Here is a 19,762-nt window from a genome sequence, read left to right as displayed (position 1 = left end):
GACACCGGATGCCCGTCGCTGGGCTCCACGGAACGACTTACGACGTAACGTGAGGGTTCGTCACGTTGCAACCGCTCTCAGAAATGTCTAGCTTGAGCTAATAGGCAGAGGCCGACAGGGATGTGGGGATCTGGTCCGGGGGGACCGGTCGGCCTCTGCCACGCACTCTCGTGCGATGGCCTCGAAGAAGTTAGACGACGACCGCGTTCAAGACCTCGTCGAGCAGCAGCGACGCATCTTCGTCGCTGACTCGGCGTGCGAGTGCGAGTTCGGAGATCAGCACCTGTCGCGCCTTGAGCAGTAGTCGCTTCTCGCCGGCGGAGACACCCTGGGCCTGCTCGCGGCGCCACAGGTCGCGCACGACCTCTGCGACGCGGTGCACACTGCCCGAGGCCATCTTCTCCTGGTTCGCCTTGTATCGGCGCGACCAGTTGCCCGGCTCCTCGACGAAGTCGTTCTGCAGAACGGCGAAGACCTCGTCGACACCAGCGGCATCGATCACGTCACGCACTCCCACGAGCTCGACGTTGTCGATCGGAAGCTTGATGATGAGATCGCTCGTGTGCACCCGCAGCGTCATATAGCGCTTGTCTTCGCCTTTGACCTTCTTGGTCTCGAGTTCCGTGATGGTGACCGCTCCGTGGTGCGGGTAGACGAGGGTCTCTCCAATATCGAATTTCACGACTGGGCTTCTCTTTTCTTTGTGACGTGGTGTGCGGAGGTTAGATCTGAGGTGAGCGCTGGTCTGCCGACCATGCTCGAGGAGTCAATTGAGCCACGGGGGCAGCAGCGCGATGAGTTCGTCGACCAGCTCGTCTTCGCTGATGTCGTGATGGTCGGATACCCAGGCGCTGAGCAGGCTCACGGTGCCGCCGGCGACGTATGTCGCCGCAAGGCGGGCCCGGATGGCGCCTGCTCCCGAGGTCGGTGCGGAGAACGACGCCAGTACCTGCTCGGCGTATGCGGCGATCACTTCATCGAACGCGCGTTGAGACAGGGGGAGGCCGAGTGCGTGGGAGTAGAGCGACTCTCGTTGAGCGAAGTGCTGCACGAGCCGCGTGTAGCTCTCGCGAAGACTGGCAGCGGGGTTGGGTTCGCCGGGGTTAGGCGCAGCAACGCTGGCGAACTCCTGCCGGAGCAGGGCGACTGCGAGGTCGTCGAGGCTGGAGAAGTGCGCGTAGAACGAACTGCGGCTGATCTTCGCCTCGCGCACGATGTCGCTGACGGAGATGTCTCCGGCACTTGCCGAGTGGAGTCGCGCGACAGCGGACAGGATTCCCTGTCGGGTGCGGGCGGCTCTCGGGTCGGCCGGAGCTTCGGCGGAAGATCGAAAGCTGTCGGGCACAACAGCACTTCGAACAGTCGACATCGGCTCAGTCTATCACGATTTCTCGGACACCTGTCCGAGAACGGTGAGAGATGCTTAGTTCGCCTAGCGAACGGGCCTTAGAATCGACCCATGGAATCGTCTGAGGTGCGCGCTTCGGGCTATTGGTATGGCGACGATGTCGAGCTGAAGACCGGTGTCGATGCCCTCAATGCACTCCGTCGCTATCGGGTGGCAGAGATGGCGATGCGCCGTCGAACCCGTGCGGCACTGCGTCTCAATGAGACCGACATCACGGCGCTGCGCTTCGTCGTCAATGCCGAGCGCGATTCGCGGCCGGTGAGTCCGAAAGACCTGGCCGGCCACCTCGGTATCTCGTCGGCATCCACGACCGTGTTGGTAGACCGGCTCGTCGCGAGCGGTCATCTCAATCGCACGAAGCATCCGAGTGACGGGCGCGCGGTGGTGCTGGCCGCCACGCCCATGACCCACTCGGATATGAGCGAGGTGTTCGGCGATATGCACCATCGCATGATGGCTGTTGCGCGAAGCCTCGAGGCTCATGACGCGACCGTGATCACCGCGTTTCTGGAGCGAATGAGCGACGCCGTGTCGAAGTCGGATAAATAGCTAGATAAACTAACTAGGTGGGAAAACTCATCTACGGCCCGACCGGCCTCGAAATCGACATCGATGATCGTGTGCTCGCTCACATGCGAGTGGTCATCAACGCCAAGTTCCGGCGAGGTGAAGCGTTCCTGTTCAACTGGGAGCACAACTCCGACGAAGGCAATGGGCGCAGTTCCATCTGGATGCATCCGACGATTCCCCTGCATATCCGTTTCTATGGCAACCGCCAGCCACCCGTGAACCGCGCCTGGATCGAAGCGCTGATGGTGACGGCGAACAGCGCGAACGGCATGGTGCTGATCGCGGAGCCCGGCGGAACGGGCCCGCAGACCTAAGACTCGTTAGGCCGTGGCGGCGTTCGTGGCCGCCAGGGCATCCAGTACCTGAGTCGCCACGACCCGACCGGCACGATTAGCGCCGATCGTGCTCGCCTGCGGGCCGAAGCCGGCGAGGAAGATGCTCGGATCGCGGAGCGAGCGGCCCCGCTCGACGGCGACTCCACCACCCGACTCGCGCAGGTGAAGCGGAGCGAGGTGTGCCAACTCGGCTCGAAACCCCGTGGCCCAGATGATCGCGTCGGCATGCTGGAATGTGCCGTCAGACCAGCGCACGCCGTCGGCTTCGATCGACGAGAACATGGGACGGTCGACGAGAACACCGCGCTCGCGTGCGGCGATGTTGCGAGGGCTCGCCGGCAGTCCGGTGCCGCTCGACACGCTCGGAATCGGCAGCCCTGCGCGAGCTGCCGCATCGGCACGTTCGACCGCGGCGACCTTCGAGTGCTCGTCCATCGTGAATTCGACGGGCCGCCTCGTGACCCAGGTGGTCGACGCGGCGACGCCTTCGAGTTCGAGGAGGAACCCGACTGCCGAGGTTCCGCCGCCGACGACCACGACATCGAGGCTGGCCAGGTCGGCCGCCGCCCGGTAGTCGGGCGTCGAGAGTTGGATGCCCGCGAATGTGTCGGCGCCCGGATACGTGGGGAGGAACGGCCGCGCCCAGGTTCCGCTGGCATTCACGACGACCTCCGCGCGCACGGGGCCGAGGCTGGTCTGCACCTCGTAGCGCCCGTTGGACAGTTTCGCTACGCCGGTGACTTCGACGGGGCGCACGACGCCGAGGCCGAAGTGTCGTTCATAACTCGCGTAGTAGTCGCTCACCACGTCTCGGGCCGGCAGTGACTGGTCGGCGGTCGAGAAGCTGAGACCGAGTTCGGACATGCCCGGAAGGTCGTCGACCTTGTGGGCGGTGTCGAGTCGAAGCGATTCCCAGCGGAACTGCCAGGCTCCTCCGGCGCGCGGTCCGCGGTCGAGTACGACGACGTCGCGCGCGGGCACGAGCCCGAGGCGGCGCAGGTGAAAGGCGACGGAGAGCCCCGCCTGGCCGGCGCCGATGATGACCACGCGGGTGTCGTGGGGGAGTGCTGTGCTCACGTGCGCTTCAACCGTGGGAGCGCGCGATTTATTGCCGACCGCCGCGCTCCAACACAGGAGAAGTGCGCCGACAACGTAGTTTTCGCGCTCGGCACCGTCGATTCTCCTGAAAACGAGCGCTCCGGGCAGGCGGAGCCTATGCGCAGAAGTCGAGGATTGTGCGCTCGAGTACCTCGGTGACGGTCTCGACCGAGGCGAGGTCGACCCATTCGCTGGCCGCGTGCGCTCCGCCGCCGGTCACTCCGAAGAGCACGGCGGGGATGCCGGCCTCGGCCAGAAGGGCGCAGTCCGTCCAGAAGGGTTCGCCTCGCAGAACGGGCGGCTTTCCGGTGACGGCTTCGACATTCGCGAGTACGCTCCGCACGACGGCCGACGAGCGGTCCGCCTCGAAGGGTGGCTCGGTGAGGCCGGGCACGATGCGGTATTCGAACCCGGGATGCTCGGCTGACACCGCGACCAGAAGCGCGTCGATTTCGCCGACGATCGTGTCGAGGTCTTGCCCGGGAAGTGTGCGCCACTCAATGCCGATCGTGCACTCGGCCGGGTAGCTCGACATCTCGACGCCGCCGCGCACGAGAGATGCGTGCACGTTGGCCGCACCGAGAAATGGATGCTCGGGCCGGGTCGTGAGCTCGTGAGCCAGGTCGCCGAGGCGGCCGAGAAAGCGGCCTGCCTGCACGATCGCGTCGCGCCCGAGGTCGGGGCGGGAGCCGTGAGCGGCGCGGCCCGTGATGACGACGTCGAGCCAGACGAGACCGCGGTGCGCGAGGGTGACTTCGCCGTCGCTCGGTTCGACGACAATGGCGCCGTCGGCAGAGAACTGCTTGAGAACCTCGACTGTTCCGGCGCTCTCGAACTCCTCGTCTGCGACGAGCGCGAGCACGATGTCACCGCGATGCGGCTGCCCCGCAGCCGTCTTCGCGGCCACCATCATCGCCGCGATCCCCGACTTCATGTCGTAGCTGCCTCGCCCGAACATCGCGCCGTCGCGAATCACGGGGGAGAGGCCGTCTCCGTCGTAGCTGTCGAGTGAGACGGTGTCGATGTGTCCGTTGAGCATCAGTGATCGACCTCCACCGGTGCCGCGCCAGGTTGCGACGATCGACGGGCGACCGGGAGCGGCCTCGAGTCGTTCGATGTCGCATCCATGGGGTGCCAGCCAGTCGGTGATGAAGTCGGCTACGGCTGCCTCGCCGCGGCCGGTGCTGCCGAGGTCGGGGTTCGACGAATCGATCTCGACGAGTCGTCGCAGAAGCGAGACGAGTTCGGACTCGCCGGTGGCGGCAGTGCTCTGCCCTGGGCTGTCGACGATCTCGCTCATGACTCCATTGTCTCGTGACCGGGCCTGTGCCGCAGGCCCGCGCGAGAAGAGGCCTCTGGAGTGCACCTCATCCGTCGAATTCGGTGCTTTTTCACGCGATACGTGACAGAATGTCACGAGATGGGACACCCACGTCGATAAATCCTCAGCAACCGGATGTATTCTCCTGCTATGACCGTTGTTTCGACCACCGATGAGCGCGCCCTCGTGCGCCGTCTTCTCGCTGACCGCTCGGTCGCGGGTGCGGAGGATTTCGGTCGTTTCGTCAATGATCACCGCTACTTCGGCACTTCGTCTTTCGACTCGAAAGCGGCCACGCCGGTACTGATCGAGGCGCTTCCGCGGCTCACCGATCCCGGTGTCATCGAGATCGTCGCCCTGCACCTCAAGAACCCCGCCGCGCGACCCGCGGCCTTCGATGCTCTTCACGCATCATTTCTCGAGTGGGGTGCTGTGCGCCGCGGACGCGTGGGGTGGCAGCTCGGTCAGGCGCTCGTGAATGCGGCGCCGATACGCGAAGCGTCGCTGGTTCTCGGCATAGCGACCGACTCCGTCTATGGCACGAACCGCCAGCCGGTCGTGCTCGGTCTGCCGCGCTTTCGGCGCGTCCCCGAGACGGAGCGCGCCCTGCGCGAGCTCATCCACGACATCGACGTCGCGCAGCAGGCCATGTACGCGCTGCGCCGGGTCGCGGGGCCGCAGCTGACGGTCGAGGCCCTCGAAGACGTGCGCAGCGCGCACCCCGATTCGACGCTCGAGCGGCTCGCCCGTCGTGAGATCCGCAAGATGAGTCGCACTCTCCGCCGTCACGAGGCCGATACCGCTGCCTCCGACGCTCTGTCAGCGGCTGAAGGCGAGCACCAGCTCGACGCCATCTCGGCCTAGTCAGGGAGCAAGCGACGGCGTAGTCCTGATTCCGAAGCTGTGCTTCAGCGCGCTCTTCGCCGCGTACCAGCCTGCGAGGCCGTGCACGCCAGGCCCGGGCGGAGTCGACGACGAGCAGAGGTAGATGCCCGAGGCCGGAGTGCGCCATGGATCGAACGAGATCACCGGCCTGCTCACCAGCTGCGCGAGAGTGGCCGCGCCCGCCGCGATATCGCCGCCGATGTAGTTCGGGTTGTAGTTCTCCATATCGCGCGCGGTCATGCTCGCCGAGCCGAGGATCAGGTCTCGGAAGCCCGGGGCGAAGCGCTCGATCTGGGTGATGATGGCCTCGGTCTGATCGATCGAGGAGTCCTTCGGAACGTGGGTGTATGCCCACAGCACATGCTTGCCCTCGGGCGCGCGTGAGGGGTCGAAACTCGACGGCTGCGCAACGAGTACGTAGGGGTTCGAGGTGTGCCGTCCGGCGGCGACGTCGGCTTCGGATGCCGCGATCTCGGCGCGGGTTCCACCCACGTGCACGGTTCCGGCCTTGTGCAGCTCGGCGTTCGTCCAGGGCACGGGGCCCGACAGCGCGAAGTCGACCTTGGCCACCCCGTTGCCGTAACGGAACTTCCGCAGCGCCCTCGTGTAGACCGTGGGTAGCCGCCGACCGGCGATATCCGCCAGTGCACGCGGCGTGGTGTCGAAGAGCACGGCCGTCGACGACGGCAGCTGGTCGAGCGACCGGATGCCGGCATCCGTCTCGATCTGCCCACCGTGCGCCACGAGATCGGCGGCCATCGCATCCACGATCGCCTGGCTGCCGCCGACCGGCACGGGCCAGCCGCGACCGTGCGCGTAACTGCCGAGGCTGAGAGCGGCCGCAGCGGTGACGGGGCTGGGCATGGGCCGGATGGCGTGGGCCGCAATGCCGGTCAGCATCGCGGGCGCGACATCGCCTTGAAAACGAGCGTTCCAGGTCGGCAGGCCCTGTTCGAGCACACGCAGCCCGAACAGTGCGGCCGTAATGGGCTGGCGCGGGGCCATCAGCAGACTCGAGCCCGCGAGGCGCGCCACCTGATCGGCGCGTTCGACGAGTGGGGCCATCAGCGAATGGAAGGCAGCTCCGTCGCGGCCGAGAGCGCTGACCGTGCGGGCGAGGTCGTGGTACGCGATTCCGGCGCGACCGCCGTCGAGCGGATGCCCGTACGACACCTCGGGCAGCACCAGCTCGATGCGATGCTGCAAGCCGAAACGTCGGAAGAATCCGGAGGCCAGGGCCATCGGGTGAACGGCCGAGCAGACGTCGTGCAGAAAGCCGGGAAGCGTCAGCTCTTTGGTGCGGGCGCCCCCGCCGATGGTTGAGTTCTTTTCGTAGACGCGCACGGACAGCCCTGCGCGGGCCAGGGTCACGGCCGCGGCAAGACCGTTCGGCCCTGCGCCGACGACGACCGCATCCACTTCGCTCATGCCGACCAGCCTACGACCGGCGTAGGCGCGAAACCACAGCGGTGGCGGCCATCGCCGCGCCCCCTGCCGCAGCGGCGCCCAGGCCGACGGCGGCCGCGGCCATCGTCTTGCGGTGGCCGATCGCCCAGGTCGCCGGGCTTCCATTTCGAGCGTCGCTGCCGAAGATGCCGCGGGCGCCCTTGTCGCCTGTCGCCGGCTCGTAGAGGTTGTTGGGCAGCATCGCCTCGACCTTCTCAGGAGCCTGCTGTCCGTCGTATCCGACCTTCGCCAGGTAGGTGTCGAGCCACCCCGCGATGAAGCGGTTGCCCAGAACGGTCTTGATGGTGGGCTCGCCCACCCAGGTGCGCCGGCGCGGGTGATCCGCGACATCGGCCACGGCCTTCGCACCGACTTCGGGCTGATAGATCGGGGGCACCGGCTGCGGGTGATGGGGCAGCTGCGACTTGACCCAGTTGAACTGGATCGTGTTGAGCGCGGGCATGTCGACGGTGGAGATGCGCACGGGGCTCTTGGCATGGATGAGCTCGGTGGTCACCGACTCGGTGAACCCCTTCACGGCGTGCTTCGCTCCGCAGTACGCGGCCTGCAGCGGAATACCTCGGTGCGCGAGCGCCGACCCGATCTGAATGACGTGGCCGCGCTCGCGGGGGACCATGCGCGAGAGTGCCGCTCGGGTTCCATTGACGAAGCCGAAGTAGTTCACCTGCGTGGCGCGCTCGAAGTCGTCTGGCTCGGTCGTGAGAAAGTCGCCGAAGACTCCGACCATCGCGTCGTTGACCCAGAGCTCGATCGGTCCGAGCTCGGATTCCACCCGGTCTGCTGCCGATTCGACGGCTTCGCGATCGGCGACATCCGTGCTGATGCCGAGCGCGCGACCCCCGCGAATCTGGATGTCTGACACGGCTCCTGCAAGACCGCCTTCGCCGCGTGCGAGCACGGCCACGTCCCATCCGCGGTCGGCGAGTTCCCTTACGATCGCTCGACCGAGTCCAGCGGTTCCTCCGGTAACGACGGCTACTCCACGACTCATGACACTCCCTCGATTGCACACGGATTTCCCGGCGCTCCCTCGAGTGTGTGTCACCTCGACCCAAAGCGCGCCCCGGTCGACAGGTTCGGAGTAATGGCGTATGCGGCGGCCGCTGTCAGTAAGCTCCTGACATGAAGTCCGCCACGATCTACGATGTGGCCGAGCGGGCGGGCGTATCGCACCAGACGGTGAGTCGGTACCTCAGCGGCTTCGAGGGCATCCGACCGAATACGCGAGAGAAGGTCGAGCGTGCGCTGGCCGAGCTCGAATACAAGCCGAACTCGGCGGCACGGTTCTTGCGCCTGCGCCGCACGAACAGGATCGGCTATCTCGCGGATCGGATGGACCAGTCGGGGCCGTCTCGCACCCTCGTCGGGGCCGCCGCCGCCGCGCGCGAGCTCGGCTACGTTCTCGACATCGTATCGATCGACGGCGGTGACGAGGCGTCGGTGCGCGAGGCGCTCGATGTGATTCTGCAGGACCAGATCGCCGGCATCGTTCTCTCGGCCCAGACGCAGACCGGGCGTGCGGCCGTCGAGGACCGCGAGCTGTCGATCCCCGTGGCTCGAGATTTCGATCTACGTGGCGCCGACGGCCGGGAGACTCTGAACTCTGCAGCTGGCCGGGTCGCCGCAGAGCACCTCGTCGCGCTTGGCCACCGCCGTGCCGCATACCTCGCAGGGCCTCCAGTCTGGACGGCGTCGGGCGAACGCCGCCAGGGATTCAGTGACGCGTTCATTGCCGCTGGAGGCACGGTTTTGGTGCACGACGAGGGGGACTGGTCGGCCCGCTCCGGCTACGAGGCCGGCGCACGACTCGCGCGTCGGGCCGGCGAGTTCACGGCAATCGCGGTGGCCAACGACAGCATGGCGATGGGTGCCCTCGCAGCGCTGTCCGGGGCCGGCATCAGTGTGCCTGACGATATGAGCATCATCGGTACCGACGACGCTCCCGAGGCCGAATACATGGTTCCCTCACTGTCGAGCGTGGCCATGGACTTCGCGTTCGAGGGGCGTTACGTGGTGTCGACCCTTGTCGCCGAGATTGAGGGCAAACAGCCGCATGGTGGACTGACCCCACCCACTCCGCGCCTGATTCAACGCAGATCGACCGCTCCGATCGGCGACTGAACTGCCTCCGGGCCCGTCGACGGATTCGTTACCGAACAGGGTCTTGCGTAATCGGAGCAACGTCGACTAGTTTCATCTCAGCACAAATGTTATCGACAACATTTACAGAGAATAGGGTCAACGATGACGAAACCTCCGCAGCACTCGGGCATTCTCTTCGGGGCGGCGTACTACGCCGAATACCAGGAGCCCGGCACCCTCGATCGGGATCTCGACCTGATGGTCGAAGCGCACTTCACGGTGATTCGCGTGGGCGAATCTGTCTGGTCGACGTGGGAACCCCGCGAGGGGCATTTCGAGCTCGACTGGCTGCAGCCCGTTCTCGACGGCGCCCACTCCCGCGGTATCTCCGTCATCCTCGGAACCCCGACCTACGCTGTGCCTCCGTGGCTGCAGAAGTTGCACCCGGAGATCGAGGCTGAACAACCCACTGGCGTGCGTTCCGGTTGGGGTGCACGGCAGGAGATGGATCAGAGTCACCCCGCCTACCGCTTCTACGCCGAGCGGATCGTGCGCAAGATCGTCGAGCGCTACGCCGATCATCCGGCCGTCGTCGGGTACCAGGTCGATAACGAGCCGGGCAACCAGCTGCCGCACAATGACCAGGTCTTCCGGCGCTTCGTCGGGTGGCTTCGGGAGCGCTACGGCACCATCGAACGGCTCAACGAAGAGTGGGGCCTTGTGTACTGGTCTCACCGTCTCGGCAGCTTCGAAGAACTCTGGCGCCCGGATGGCAACACGCAGCCTCAGTACGACCTCGAGTGGCGTCGGTTCCAGGCCACGCTCACGAACGAGCTCATCGCGTGGCAGGCCGGCGTGGTTCGCGAGTACGCACGTGACGACCAGTTCGTCACGACCTGCCTGTCGTACTCGCGGCCGCAGCTCGCCGACGATCAGGTGGTGAAGTCCCTCGATGTGACCGCGGGAAATCCCTATTACAAGATGCAGGATGGCCTGACGATCGGCGTCGAGATCGACCGCGAGGCCGACTGGTGGCACACGGGCGTCTGGGCCCTGATGGAGTGGGGCGACCGTGCTTTCTCGAGCGCGCAGGCCCCCTACTTGGTGACCGAGACGAACGCGCAGTCCATCGGAGGCCCGTGGCAGAACCACCCTCCGTTCGACGGCCAGATCAAGCAGGCGGCGCTCGCGCTCGTAGCCCGCGGCGCCCGCATGGTGGAGTACTGGCACTGGCACACACTGCACTTCGGCGTGGAGACCTACTGGGGCGGAGTTCTTCCGCACAGCCAGGTTCCCGGCCGCATCTATCGCGAGGTCGCTTCCCTCGGCGCCACCTTCGCCGCGCTCGGCGGGGCACTCGACGGCATGGAGCCTGACTCCGACGTGCTGATGCTGTGGTCGACCGACACCAAGTGGTCGTTCGAGACCTATCCGCCCCTCGCGACGTCGAGCGGCGGCCCCGACCGCAACTCGTACACGCAGCTCTTCGATGCCCACTACCGCGGGCTCTCCGAGGTGGGTGCGCAGGTGCGCGTGCAGCACGTCGAGCAGTTCCTCGCGTTCGACGCGGCCGAGCTCGTCGAGCGCTGGCCAGTACTGGTGGCCCCGGCGTTGTACGTCGCGTCCGACGAGACGCTCGAGGCCCTCGCTGCCTACGCCGCCGCGGGCGGCCACCTCGTTGTGGGCATCCGCACCGGATACGGGGACGATCTCGCCCGGGCCCGTCGGGTTGCGGCGCCGGCCGTCCTGGCTGGGCCCGCAGGCATCCGGTATGAGGAATACACGAATCTCGACGAGCCGACGGCCGTGCTGGCCGAGGCAGAGGGGGAGATCACCCTCGAAGACGGATCCGCCGCCACCCGTTGGGCCGACGTCGTTCTGCTCGATGGCGCAGACGTGCTGGTGAGCCTGCCCGAGTCTGAGATCGGAACCGGCCCGGTCGTGACGACCCGTGCATCCGGTGCCGGACGCGTGACCTACGTCGCCACCGTGCCCAACCCCGAGTTGTCGAGGTCGCTGGCCCGCTGGCTCGTTCCGGATGCTGCCGCCGCGCTCTGGTCTGCGCCGATCCCGGTGACGGTGACGACCGCGTCGCGCCCGAGCCTCGCGAGCGTGGTGTTCGTGTCGAATTGGTCCGGCGAGGAAGCCGTCGTTGTGCCCCCCGCCGCCGTGCGCGACCTCGAGACCGGCGAGATCTTCTCGGCCGGCGCGCCCCTGACCCTCGCCCGTCGGGCCGCCCGCGTTTTCGAACGCGTCGTCGTCGGCGAGTAGCACCACCGTCCACCTCCACCTACCCACGAAAGATTTGATGATGAAAAGAACTCACGCAGCAACGACGCTCGTGTCCCTCGCGGTCGCGTCGACACTTATCCTCAGCGGATGCACCCCATCAGCGGGCGGCAACGCCGGCTCGACGACCGCGGCCGTTTCGCAGGCCGACATCGACAAGGCGATGCAGACTCCGACGACGCTGACGTTCTGGACCTGGGTGCCCGACATCCAGCAGGAGGTCGACTTGTTCGAGGCCAAGTACCCAGCCATCAAGGTCGAGGTCGTGAACGTCGGAACAGGCACGGTGCAGTACCCGAAGCTGCGCACGGCGCTGAAGGCCGGCAAGGGTGCACCGGATGTCGCGCAGATCGAATACCAATACATCCCGTCGTTCCGTCAGACGAACAGCCTCGTCAACCTGCAGCCCTACGGCGGGGACGAGCTCAAGTCGAAGTACGTCGACTGGGTGTGGAACCAGGTTGCCGACGACAAGGGCGTCTGGTCTATACCGCAGGACTCGGGGCCGCTCGGCAACCTGTATCGCTCCGACATCTACAGCGCCGCCGGTCTCTCGCAGGCCCCGGCCACATGGGCCGACTTCGCCTCCGATGCGCAGACGATCAAAGACAAGACGGGCTCGTACATATCGAACCTCCCGGGCAACGACCCCGGCCAGGTCGTAGGACTGTTCTGGCAGGCCGGGGCCAAACCGTTCAGCTACGACGGTGACAAGACGGTCGGCATCGACCTCGACTCCGCCGCCACGCAGAAGGTCGTGAAGTTCTGGCAGGACCTGATCGACAAAGATCTGGTGTCCACCGATGCCGACTTCAACGATGCCTGGTATCAGGGCTTCTCGTCGGGCAAGTACGCCAGCTGGCAGACCGCGGCCTGGGGCCCCGTGTTCCTGCAGGGAACGGCGGCCAACACGAGCGGCAAATGGACCGCGGCCAAGATCCCGCAGTGGAACGCGGGCGACGACGTCTCGGGCAACTGGGGCGGTTCGTCCGACGCCGTGATCACCGGCACGAAGAACCCCATCGCCGCCGCCGAGTTCTCGAAGTTCCTCAACGGCGACGCCGAGTCGACCCTGACGTTCGCGAACAAGCAGTTCCTGTTCCCGACCACCACGGACACCCTGACCAGCCCGGATTTCACCGGCCAGGCGTCCGAGTTCTACGGCGGCCAGAAGGTGAATGAGCTGTTTGCGGGAGTCTCCGACACCGTCAGCACCGACTTCCAATGGCTGCCGTTCATGGACTACGTCTATTCGAGCTTCAACGACACGCTCGGCACGGCCATCGCCGACAAGGCCGACATGTCGTCGGCGCTCACCGCCTGGCAGGACGCTGTCGTCGCTTACGCGAAGCAGCAGGGCTTCACGGTCAAGTAGTGCTTATCGAGGGGTGCCGGCCGCGGCCGGCCGGCACCCTTCCGGCCTAATGAAGGAGCCACATGTCCGCCGCACCCCCTCTTCGACGTACCTCACCGTCGCGCGCCTCCGCTGCGCCGGCGCGACGCAGCACCATCCGACGCCCACAGCTCTTCGCGGCCTGGGCGCTGATCGTTCCCTTCCTGATCGTCTTCGCCGCCATGTTCCTGGTGCCCCTCGGCTACGCCGGGTACCTCAGCACCTTCACCTCCCAGCTGGTCGGCGGCGAGGTCTTCTCCGGCCTCGCCAACTACACGAGGGCGCTGCAGGATCCCAGCTTCTGGGCCGGTCTCGGCCGTGTGGCCATGTTCCTGTTCGTTCAGGTGCCGATCATGCTGGTGATCGCCCTCTTTATCGCGCTCGCCCTCGATACAGGCCGCGTCAAGGGCGGCAAGTTCGTGCGGCTCGCGATCTTCGTTCCGTACGCCGTTCCCGGCGTGGTGGCCACACTCATGTGGGGTTATCTCTACGGCACCGACTCCGGCCTTATCGCGCAGCTGTTCCGCGCGGTGGGTCTCGACGCCCCGACCCTGCTCTCGCCGCAGAACATCCTCGGCAGCACGATGAACATCGTGAGCTGGGAGTTCATCGGCTACAACATGATCGTGCTCTACGCGGCGCTGCGCTCGGTTCCGACCGAGATGTACGAGGCCGCCGAGATCGACGGGGCGGGGGCCTGGCGCACGGCCTGGAGCATCAAGATCCCGGCCATCCGGCCGGCCATCATGCTCACGATCATCTTCTCGGTCATCGGATCGTTCCAGCTGTTCAACGAGCCCAACCTGCTGTACTCGATCGCGCCGAACGCCATCGGATCCGATTTCTCGCCGAACCTCTATGCCTACAACGTGGCCTTCAAAAACCAGGACATCAACTACGCGGCGGCGATCGCGTTCCTGCTCGGCTTCCTCATCATGATCATCAGCTACGTGGTGCAGCTCGCCACCGCACGCAAGGAGCGTTTGTCGTGACCGTCGCCACACCATCCCCCTTCGTCTCCTCGGCGGTGCCGAGCCGCAAGGAGGCCGCGCGGGCGCGCGGCAAGAGGCCTGTCGAGCGCGACAAACGCCGCAGTTCGGTGCTCACGATCATCCTGTGGATGACGCTCGCGTACTTCCTGCTGCCGCTGGTCTGGCTCTTTCTGTCGTCGACGAAGACGAACGGAGACCTCTTCAGCACCTTCGGGCTGTGGTTCGGCCAGACATTCGCGCTCTTCGACAACGTGGGTCAGCTGTTCACCTTCCAAGATGGAATCTTCGTGAGGTGGATGGGCAACACCGCGCTCTATGCCATCACGAGCGCCGTCGGGGCCGCGCTGCTCGCGACCATGTGCGGCTACGCGCTCGCGAAGTACGTCTTCAAGGGCCGCTCGTTCGTGTTCGCGCTCATCCTGGGCGCTGTGATGGTGCCGCTCACGGCGCTCGCCATCCCGACGTATCTGCTGTTCAGCGCTGCGAACCTGGTGGACACCCCGTGGGCCATAATCCTGCCGTCCCTCGTCAGCCCCTTCGGCGTCTACCTGATCAGGGTCTACGCCGCGGATGCGGTCGACGACAGCCTGATCGAGGCTGCGCGTATCGATGGCGCCGGAGAGTTCCGCATCTTCACGACCATCGCGTCGCGCCTGCTGGCGCCAGGTATTGTCACCGTCCTGCTGTTCGCCCTCGTGTCGACGTGGAACAACTATTTCCTACCGCTGATCATGCTCAACAACCCCGCTCTATTCCCGGCCACGGTCGGGTTGGCTCAATGGCAGCAGGCGGCAACCGGCGGCGGCGGCGCCCAGGTGCTGTTCTCCACTGTGCTGACGGGGTCGTTCGTATCGATCATTCCCCTTGTCGTGGCGTTCCTGTTCCTGCAGCGCTACTGGCAGTCCGGCCTCAGCACGGGCGGTGTGAAGGGCTGATCAGATCGCTCCGGGCGTGTGACGGTTTCGGCGCCGAGGGGCCTAGACGACAGTTGGCTGATGCTGAATGCTTGGGACTCATGTCGACAAACGTGAGACTCATGGCCTGTTCGCCCGAGGATGTCTTCGCCGTGCTCGCCGACGGATGGCTGTTTCCGACGTGGGTGGTGGGCTCGTCGCGCATGCGCGATGTCGAGAAGGCGTGGCCCGCGGAGGGCTCGCATCTGCATCACTCGTTCGGCTCGTGGCCCGCGGTGATCGATGACGAGACGACGATGCACGAGTGGGATCCGCCCCGGCACATGCTCATCGTCGCCAAGGGCTGGCCGATCGGCGAGGCGTCTGTGCAGATCGACGTGAAACCGCGGGGCACCGGATGCGTCGTGCGGATCATCGAGAAGGCCGTCGCCGGCCCGGGAAAATACGTTCCGCCAGCGCTGCTCGACATCGGACTCTACGTGCGCAACGTCGAAACTCTGCGGCGGCTCGCGTACATCGCAGAGGGAAAGGCCGACGGCAAGTAGCTGCCGACGTTTGCTGCGGACTCACACCACCGATCGAAAGGCTCCACCCATGCTGAAAGACCACCCCGTCGACGTTGTGCTGCTCTCCAAAGACCTGGATGCCTCGCGCGAGTTCTACGAGAAGCGCCTCGGCCTCGACGTGATCGAGGCCACAGACACCGCCATCACCTATTCCTCGGGCAACACCCGGCTCAAGGTGACCGCCTCGACCGTCGGCACGAAAGACGAGCAGACTCAGGCTGAATGGCGGGTTCTCGACCTGCGTGCCGAGCTCGAGGAGTTGAAGCACCGCGGCGTCGAGCCCGAGAACTACGACACCGATGAGCTGAAGACGGTCGATGGCATCGCCGACCAGGGCGATGCCTGGGTGGCCTATCTGATCGACCCCGACGGCAACGCGCTCGGCATAGGCCAGGCGAAGTAGCGCCCCTCTCAGTAGTCCCCGCTGCGGACAGTTGGTACCGGTGCGCGGGTACTTTCTGCCCGCAGTGGGGACTACTGCGCTCTTCGGAGCTCTAAGCGGGGGCAGGCTGCGCAGTTGGCTGCCTCGCGACGGAGGTAACGATCGCGAGCACGCCGATGAAGATCGGAACGGAGGCAGCAACGACGGCGGAGAACGATGTGACCCACAGGCCCGGACCGTTCGCGGTGTTTCCTGCGTTGATGAGGCCGACCTGGAATATGACCCAACTGAACTCCTGCGCGAGCACGGCCCAGACGGGAGCCCATCGCCACGGGCTCGAGAGCTCGGACGACCTGCCGACCTGAACGACGACGATGATCGATAGAGCCAGCCGGGCAAATCCCACGACCGAACCCACCCACTCCTGATTCCAGGCGGGACCGCCGAAGTCGGGGAAGAGATTCACGATGTTCGTGGTGATCAGCAACACTGCGAGCAGAACCGCGCCTACGGCCCCGAGTACGTGGCCGCCGAAGATGTTGCGGCGGACACCTCCGCCGAACGCGAAGAGCATGAGTCCCGCGGCGATGAGCAGCGCGCCGATGAGGCTGCTGCCTCTCAGAGTTGACGGAAGCGCGAACTGCACAATGGCCGAGGCGATCAAGGCGATTCCGCCCCACAGCCACGCGCGACTTCGGACGTCAGTCATAACTCGACTCTCTTTCTGTGTTGGCGCATGTGCTGCGTTCATCGCGGGCTACGCGCGTTTGACGATCACCACATGCACGTCGTCGCCCACATCTTTGCCGAGGGCTTTGCGAACTTTGGCGCTCACCGACACCATATGACCGTTTGCGCCCGTGGGCATGGCCCCGACATTCTCGAGAGCGACCCCGTCGATCAGTGCGTCGACACGAACACTCCGACCGGTTCCGAAGAGCACGACCGAGTCGGGAATCTCGACGCAACTCCAGGTCTCGCCTTTGACATCGACACCGATCGTCGAATCGAACTCGACTCTGCTCGCCTCGTTGGTAGCCATATCTCAGGGTATCGAGGCGGTGTGTTCTGTCGCGAGCGATTTGGCGTCGACGGTCGTAATATCGAGCGCACAGGCGAAGAACGGGAGACCCCATGCGCCGCGTGACCTATTCGATGAGCGTGTCGCTCGACGGCTTCGTGCGGGGGCCGGATGGCGACTTCGACTGGCCCGGTCTGAGCGACGAGGTCTTCGACATCGCGCTCGACGAGATCCGCGACGTCGGGGTGCATCTCATGGGCAGGCACCTTTACGAGGCGATGCTCTACTGGGAGACCGTCGATGTGGCTGCGCTCGCGGCCCCGGTGCAGGAGTGGGTCAATCTCTGGAACGCGTTGCCGAAGGTGGTCTTCTCCACAACGCTGTCGACGGTTCGAGGCAACGCGCGTCTGGCTGATTCAGGCCTTGCCGATGAGATCGCGCGTCTCCGCGCCGAGCCGGCCGATGGCGACATCGCCATCGGCGGCGCCACTCTCGCAGCCCAGGCCGCTACTCTCGGCCTGATCGACGAGTACTACATGAGGGTCTATCCCGTGCTGGTCGGGGGAGGCTTGCCGTTCTTCGCTCGCGACGAGAACCGCGTCGACCTCGAACTGCTCGAGACACGCGCGTTCGATTCGGGCGTCGCGTACCTCCGCCACCGCGTGCGCCGCTGATCCGCGCTGATCCGCGCTGATCCGCGCTGATCTGCGCTGGTCGAGTAGGCCGCCCGCGGCCGTATCGAGACCACCGTGTGCACCCCTCAGCCCGTCGGCAGCGGGGTGCCCTGGTGAAAGAAACACCTCATGCGGCGGCCATCCCATCGCCAGAGCGATGACCGACGACTGCTACGAGCGACGAACTCGAGGCGATACGACAGCAGCACGGTGTCGACGCCGATGAGCACTGCTTCGCGCTCCGTCAGCTCGGCATCCGGATGCTCGTCGCCCTCGGCGACCAGCGAGTCGATGATCTCGTCGCGGCTCCAGCGCCGCCCAGACTGCCCGATCTCATAGAAATCGGATGCGAGCAGCTCGCTAAGCCGATCGGCATCGCTTCGCACGCCCATCGATAGCAAAGCCTCCTCGCCCTGCCAGGCGGCATCGATGAGGTCGTCCATGAACCCAGACTACGGATCGACGGTAGACGCCCTGGGCCATCTCAACTCGAGTGAGCAGTTCTCGCCCGTCTCGGGGTCGACGACCGACAGAAACTGCACTCTCGATAGCAATTATCGAGGGTCGGCGTATGCCTTCTGCAGCTGGGCCAGCCAGTGTTCGATGTCACGCTTCGACCGCAGACGCACCACCGTGAGGTGGGCGAACTCCGACTCCACCTCGGGAATCAGTTCGCGGTACTTGTGTCGCGTCGACCAGGCCCATCTCACAATGTGTTCCGGGTCGGTGAAGAACGTGGAGAGCGGACCTTCGATATTTCCGTTCCAGAGCTTCTCGCGCTTGAGTCGCCTCCTGAGGGTTCGCCTGATGACTCGGGGAAAGGTCACAGTCAGAAATGGCAGGTCCAACCACACGAGGAGATCGGCCTTTTCGGCGAGCGTGCGTCGGGCTGACGAGTACTGCCACTCGGTCACCCACGTCTCGTGCGACACCAGCAGACGAACGTCGTTGAGGAACTCCTCGCGCGGAACCCAGCCGGGCCCGTGGAAAAGTGCATCGATCTCCGTGTGCGGAATGTCGAGCATCCGGCCTACCCGCGCGGCGAGAGTCGTCTTGCCCACCCCCGAGACGCCGGCAATGAGCACGCGCCGGGGCCTATGCAGAAGCGCGTCCTCGGGACTCAACATGCCTGCCACGATAGCGGCGCACCGACTCGACGGGCGCTAGCCGAGCGCAGGCATGATGTCCTTCACGATCGTCTCGAGCAGGTGCGCGTTGTAGTCGACGCCCAACTGGTTCGGGATCGTCACGAGCACGGTATCCGCATCGCGCACGGCCGCGTCGTCGAGCAGCTCCTTCACGATCGCGTCGGGCTCGCCCACATAGCTCTTGCCGAAGCGAGCGATGCCGTTGTCGAGGTAGCCCACCTGGTCTTCGCGGTCGCGGCTCATGTCGCCGAAGTAGGCGCGGTCCTGATCCGTGGTGATGGGCAGGATGCTGCGGCTCACCGAAACGCGCGGCTCGCGTTCCCAGCCGGCGTCCTTCCATGCGGCGCGGTAGAGCGCGATCTGCTCGGCCTGCAGATCGCCGAAGGGCACACCGGTGTCTTCGGTGAGCAGAGTCGAGCTCATCAGGTTCATGCCCAGCTCCGCCGTCGAGACGGCGGTCGCGCGTGTGCCCGACCCCCACCAGATGCGGTCGGCCAGACCGGGCGACTGGGGCAGGATGCCCATGGGCTGGCTCACGCCCGTCATCTGCGGATTGCTCATGGCCACGCCAGCGTCGGTGATCGCGGCCCGGAAGAGCTCGGTGTGCGCGCGGGCGAGGTCCGCATCCGTCGTGCCGTCTTGCGGAACGAAACCGAACGACTCGGAGCCCCGGAGCGCGGTCTCGGGTGATCCCCGGCTCACGCCAAGCTGCAGTCTGCCGCCTGAGATGAGGTCGGCCGTCGCCGCCTCTTCTGCCATGTAGAGAGGGTTCTCGTAGCGCATGTCGATCACGCCGGTGCCGAGCTCGATCTTCGATGTGCGGGCGGCCATGGCCGAGAGCAGCGGAAACGGCGAGGCGAACTGGCGCGCGAAGTGGTGCACGCGCATGTAGGCGCCATCGACGCCGATCTCTTCTGCGGCGACAGCCAGCTCGATCATCTGCAGGTGCGCGTCGGCCGCCGTGCGAGTCAGCGACCCGGGAATGGGCTGCCAGTGGCCGAACGAGAGAAACCCGATTTTCTTCATGTGTATGTGAACGCATGAAACCCGGTTCGTATTCCTGCGCCGAGCGCGGGCGTTCTCGCCGAGCGCGGTGGTTGTGCCCGCGCGTTCGGCGAGAACACCCGCGCTCGCGGGTGGAACGCGCTGACACGTTCAGCGAACCGGCGCGTTAAGTCGACGTAAACAATCGAAGGCACAGCCGCAACCGATCCAAA

The 19,762-nt window shown here is 65.6% G+C and carries 22 protein-coding genes; 11 read left to right on the top strand and 11 right to left on the bottom strand.

Annotated features, from left to right (window positions below; genetic code table 11):
- Positions 1-190: 190 nt before the first annotated feature.
- Both B9Y86_RS03520 and B9Y86_RS03515 read right to left on the bottom strand, forming a co-directional pair.
- Entirely contained in the window at positions 191-682 is a 492-nt protein-coding gene (locus tag B9Y86_RS03520) for a CarD family transcriptional regulator (RefSeq protein ID WP_044442618.1), read from the bottom strand.
- 84 nt (positions 683-766) lie between these two features.
- On the bottom strand, positions 767-1,369 hold the full coding sequence (locus B9Y86_RS03515) for a TetR/AcrR family transcriptional regulator (protein WP_085482959.1): 603 nt from the start codon (positions 1,367-1,369) through the stop codon (positions 767-769).
- Positions 1,370-1,459: 90 nt separating this feature from the next.
- Between B9Y86_RS03515 and B9Y86_RS03510 the strand changes: the two genes are divergently transcribed.
- Together B9Y86_RS03510 and B9Y86_RS03505 are read left to right on the top strand one after the other, a co-directional pair.
- Positions 1,460-1,957 (top strand): MarR family winged helix-turn-helix transcriptional regulator, encoded by a 498-nt coding sequence (locus B9Y86_RS03510; RefSeq protein WP_085482957.1) that lies wholly within the window; start codon positions 1,460-1,462, stop codon positions 1,955-1,957.
- Between the two features lie 17 nt (positions 1,958-1,974).
- The gene (locus tag B9Y86_RS03505) at positions 1,975-2,292 is read left to right on the top strand and encodes a DUF7882 family protein (RefSeq protein WP_085482955.1); all 318 of its coding nucleotides are present in this window, start codon (positions 1,975-1,977) and stop codon (positions 2,290-2,292) included.
- 6 nt (positions 2,293-2,298) lie between these two features.
- On the opposite strand, the gene B9Y86_RS03500 is transcribed toward B9Y86_RS03505, so the two are convergent.
- Both B9Y86_RS03500 and B9Y86_RS03495 read right to left on the bottom strand, forming a co-directional pair.
- Positions 2,299-3,390, bottom strand: a complete 1,092-nt coding sequence (locus B9Y86_RS03500; protein WP_085482953.1) for an FAD-dependent oxidoreductase — start codon at positions 3,388-3,390, stop codon at positions 2,299-2,301.
- A gap of 136 nt (positions 3,391-3,526) precedes the next feature.
- Complete coding sequence (locus tag B9Y86_RS03495) at positions 3,527-4,711, bottom strand: M20/M25/M40 family metallo-hydrolase (RefSeq protein ID WP_085482951.1); 1,185 nt, start codon at positions 4,709-4,711, stop codon at positions 3,527-3,529.
- A gap of 171 nt (positions 4,712-4,882) precedes the next feature.
- Here B9Y86_RS03495 and B9Y86_RS03490 point away from each other — a divergent pair, with 171 nt between their 5' ends.
- A complete protein-coding gene (locus tag B9Y86_RS03490; RefSeq protein ID WP_085482949.1) occupies positions 4,883-5,596 on the top strand; it encodes a hypothetical protein in 714 nt (237 codons plus the stop codon).
- Here B9Y86_RS03490 and B9Y86_RS03485 read toward each other — a convergent pair whose 3' ends face one another.
- Both B9Y86_RS03485 and B9Y86_RS03480 read right to left on the bottom strand, forming a co-directional pair.
- Positions 5,597-7,045, bottom strand: a complete 1,449-nt coding sequence (locus B9Y86_RS03485) for a phytoene desaturase family protein (protein WP_085482947.1) — start codon at positions 7,043-7,045, stop codon at positions 5,597-5,599.
- A gap of 10 nt (positions 7,046-7,055) precedes the next feature.
- Positions 7,056-8,075 (bottom strand): SDR family oxidoreductase, encoded by a 1,020-nt coding sequence (locus B9Y86_RS03480; RefSeq protein WP_085482944.1) that lies wholly within the window; start codon positions 8,073-8,075, stop codon positions 7,056-7,058.
- Positions 8,076-8,206: 131 nt separating this feature from the next.
- Between B9Y86_RS03480 and B9Y86_RS03475 the strand changes: the two genes are divergently transcribed.
- The 7 genes from B9Y86_RS03475 (at position 8,207) to B9Y86_RS03445 (ending at position 15,723) form a co-directional block, all read left to right on the top strand.
- Positions 8,207-9,205: a LacI family DNA-binding transcriptional regulator gene (locus tag B9Y86_RS03475; protein ID WP_085482942.1), complete on the top strand. Its 999-nt coding sequence runs from the start codon at positions 8,207-8,209 to the stop codon at positions 9,203-9,205.
- Between the two features lie 123 nt (positions 9,206-9,328).
- Positions 9,329-11,437 carry a beta-galactosidase gene (locus B9Y86_RS03470; RefSeq protein WP_085482939.1) on the top strand — a complete coding sequence of 703 codons (2,109 nt, stop codon included), beginning with the start codon at positions 9,329-9,331 and terminating at the stop codon, positions 11,435-11,437.
- 40 nt (positions 11,438-11,477) lie between these two features.
- Entirely contained in the window at positions 11,478-12,830 is a 1,353-nt protein-coding gene (locus B9Y86_RS03465) for an ABC transporter substrate-binding protein (RefSeq protein WP_085483764.1), read from the top strand.
- A 62-nt stretch (positions 12,831-12,892) separates the two neighbouring features.
- A complete protein-coding gene (locus tag B9Y86_RS03460) occupies positions 12,893-13,840 on the top strand; it encodes a carbohydrate ABC transporter permease (RefSeq protein ID WP_085482937.1) in 948 nt (315 codons plus the stop codon).
- The gene (locus B9Y86_RS03455; protein ID WP_085482935.1) at positions 13,837-14,775 is read left to right on the top strand and encodes a carbohydrate ABC transporter permease; all 939 of its coding nucleotides are present in this window, start codon (positions 13,837-13,839) and stop codon (positions 14,773-14,775) included. Before B9Y86_RS03460 ends, B9Y86_RS03455 begins: the two co-directional genes overlap by 4 nt.
- Positions 14,776-14,855: 80 nt before the next feature.
- Complete coding sequence (locus B9Y86_RS03450) at positions 14,856-15,299, top strand: SRPBCC family protein (RefSeq protein WP_085482933.1); 444 nt, start codon at positions 14,856-14,858, stop codon at positions 15,297-15,299.
- Between the two features lie 49 nt (positions 15,300-15,348).
- Complete coding sequence (locus tag B9Y86_RS03445) at positions 15,349-15,723, top strand: VOC family protein (protein ID WP_085482931.1); 375 nt, start codon at positions 15,349-15,351, stop codon at positions 15,721-15,723.
- A 91-nt stretch (positions 15,724-15,814) separates the two neighbouring features.
- Here B9Y86_RS03445 and B9Y86_RS03440 read toward each other — a convergent pair whose 3' ends face one another.
- Positions 15,815-16,411: a hypothetical protein gene (locus B9Y86_RS03440; RefSeq protein ID WP_085482929.1), complete on the bottom strand. Its 597-nt coding sequence runs from the start codon at positions 16,409-16,411 to the stop codon at positions 15,815-15,817.
- Positions 16,412-16,459: 48 nt separating this feature from the next.
- Entirely contained in the window at positions 16,460-16,744 is a 285-nt protein-coding gene (locus tag B9Y86_RS03435; protein WP_085482927.1) for a DUF1905 domain-containing protein, read from the bottom strand.
- A gap of 92 nt (positions 16,745-16,836) precedes the next feature.
- Between B9Y86_RS03435 and B9Y86_RS03430 the strand changes: the two genes are divergently transcribed.
- The gene (locus B9Y86_RS03430) at positions 16,837-17,397 is read left to right on the top strand and encodes a dihydrofolate reductase family protein (RefSeq protein ID WP_085482925.1); all 561 of its coding nucleotides are present in this window, start codon (positions 16,837-16,839) and stop codon (positions 17,395-17,397) included.
- Between the two features lie 86 nt (positions 17,398-17,483).
- Here B9Y86_RS03430 and B9Y86_RS03425 read toward each other — a convergent pair whose 3' ends face one another.
- From B9Y86_RS03425 to B9Y86_RS03415, 3 genes are all read right to left on the bottom strand, one after another.
- A complete protein-coding gene (locus B9Y86_RS03425) occupies positions 17,484-17,840 on the bottom strand; it encodes a nuclear transport factor 2 family protein (protein ID WP_085482923.1) in 357 nt (118 codons plus the stop codon).
- 111 nt (positions 17,841-17,951) lie between these two features.
- Positions 17,952-18,524: a P-loop NTPase family protein gene (locus B9Y86_RS03420; RefSeq protein ID WP_085482921.1), complete on the bottom strand. Its 573-nt coding sequence runs from the start codon at positions 18,522-18,524 to the stop codon at positions 17,952-17,954.
- A gap of 36 nt (positions 18,525-18,560) precedes the next feature.
- Positions 18,561-19,571 (bottom strand): LLM class flavin-dependent oxidoreductase, encoded by a 1,011-nt coding sequence (locus B9Y86_RS03415; protein ID WP_176223242.1) that lies wholly within the window; start codon positions 19,569-19,571, stop codon positions 18,561-18,563.
- Positions 19,572-19,762 lie beyond the last annotated feature (191 nt).

Origin of the sequence: Agreia pratensis (assembly GCF_900177685.1) — a bacterium.
GTDB classification, from domain to species: Bacteria; Actinomycetota; Actinomycetes; order Actinomycetales; family Microbacteriaceae; genus Agreia; species Agreia pratensis.
This window is presented reverse-complemented; position numbering and strand designations above follow the sequence as displayed.

Excerpts from the sequence above, each read along its gene's own strand:
- B9Y86_RS03515 (WP_085482959.1), bottom strand. The coding sequence starts at position 1,369 with ATGTCGACTGTTCGAAGTGCTGTTGTGCCCGACAGCTTTCGATCTTCC.
- B9Y86_RS03510 (WP_085482957.1), top strand. The coding sequence starts at position 1,460 with ATGGAATCGTCTGAGGTGCGCGCTTCGGGCTATTGGTATGGCGACGAT.
- B9Y86_RS03495 (WP_085482951.1), bottom strand. The coding sequence starts at position 4,711 with ATGAGCGAGATCGTCGACAGCCCAGGGCAGAGCACTGCCGCCACCGGC.
- B9Y86_RS03490 (WP_085482949.1), top strand. The coding sequence starts at position 4,883 with ATGACCGTTGTTTCGACCACCGATGAGCGCGCCCTCGTGCGCCGTCTT.
- B9Y86_RS03485 (WP_085482947.1), bottom strand. The coding sequence starts at position 7,045 with ATGAGCGAAGTGGATGCGGTCGTCGTCGGCGCAGGGCCGAACGGTCTT.
- B9Y86_RS03480 (WP_085482944.1), bottom strand. The coding sequence starts at position 8,075 with ATGAGTCGTGGAGTAGCCGTCGTTACCGGAGGAACCGCTGGACTCGGT.
- B9Y86_RS03475 (WP_085482942.1), top strand. The coding sequence starts at position 8,207 with ATGAAGTCCGCCACGATCTACGATGTGGCCGAGCGGGCGGGCGTATCG.
- B9Y86_RS03470 (WP_085482939.1), top strand. The coding sequence starts at position 9,329 with ATGACGAAACCTCCGCAGCACTCGGGCATTCTCTTCGGGGCGGCGTAC.
- B9Y86_RS03465 (WP_085483764.1), top strand. The coding sequence starts at position 11,478 with ATGAAAAGAACTCACGCAGCAACGACGCTCGTGTCCCTCGCGGTCGCG.
- B9Y86_RS03460 (WP_085482937.1), top strand. The coding sequence starts at position 12,893 with ATGTCCGCCGCACCCCCTCTTCGACGTACCTCACCGTCGCGCGCCTCC.
- B9Y86_RS03450 (WP_085482933.1), top strand. The coding sequence starts at position 14,856 with ATGTCGACAAACGTGAGACTCATGGCCTGTTCGCCCGAGGATGTCTTC.
- B9Y86_RS03445 (WP_085482931.1), top strand. The coding sequence starts at position 15,349 with ATGCTGAAAGACCACCCCGTCGACGTTGTGCTGCTCTCCAAAGACCTG.
- B9Y86_RS03440 (WP_085482929.1), bottom strand. The coding sequence starts at position 16,411 with ATGACTGACGTCCGAAGTCGCGCGTGGCTGTGGGGCGGAATCGCCTTG.
- B9Y86_RS03435 (WP_085482927.1), bottom strand. The coding sequence starts at position 16,744 with ATGGCTACCAACGAGGCGAGCAGAGTCGAGTTCGATTCGACGATCGGT.
- B9Y86_RS03430 (WP_085482925.1), top strand. The coding sequence starts at position 16,837 with ATGCGCCGCGTGACCTATTCGATGAGCGTGTCGCTCGACGGCTTCGTG.
- B9Y86_RS03425 (WP_085482923.1), bottom strand. The coding sequence starts at position 17,840 with ATGGACGACCTCATCGATGCCGCCTGGCAGGGCGAGGAGGCTTTGCTA.
- B9Y86_RS03420 (WP_085482921.1), bottom strand. The coding sequence starts at position 18,524 with ATGTTGAGTCCCGAGGACGCGCTTCTGCATAGGCCCCGGCGCGTGCTC.
- B9Y86_RS03415 (WP_176223242.1), bottom strand. The coding sequence starts at position 19,571 with ATGAAGAAAATCGGGTTTCTCTCGTTCGGCCACTGGCAGCCCATTCCC.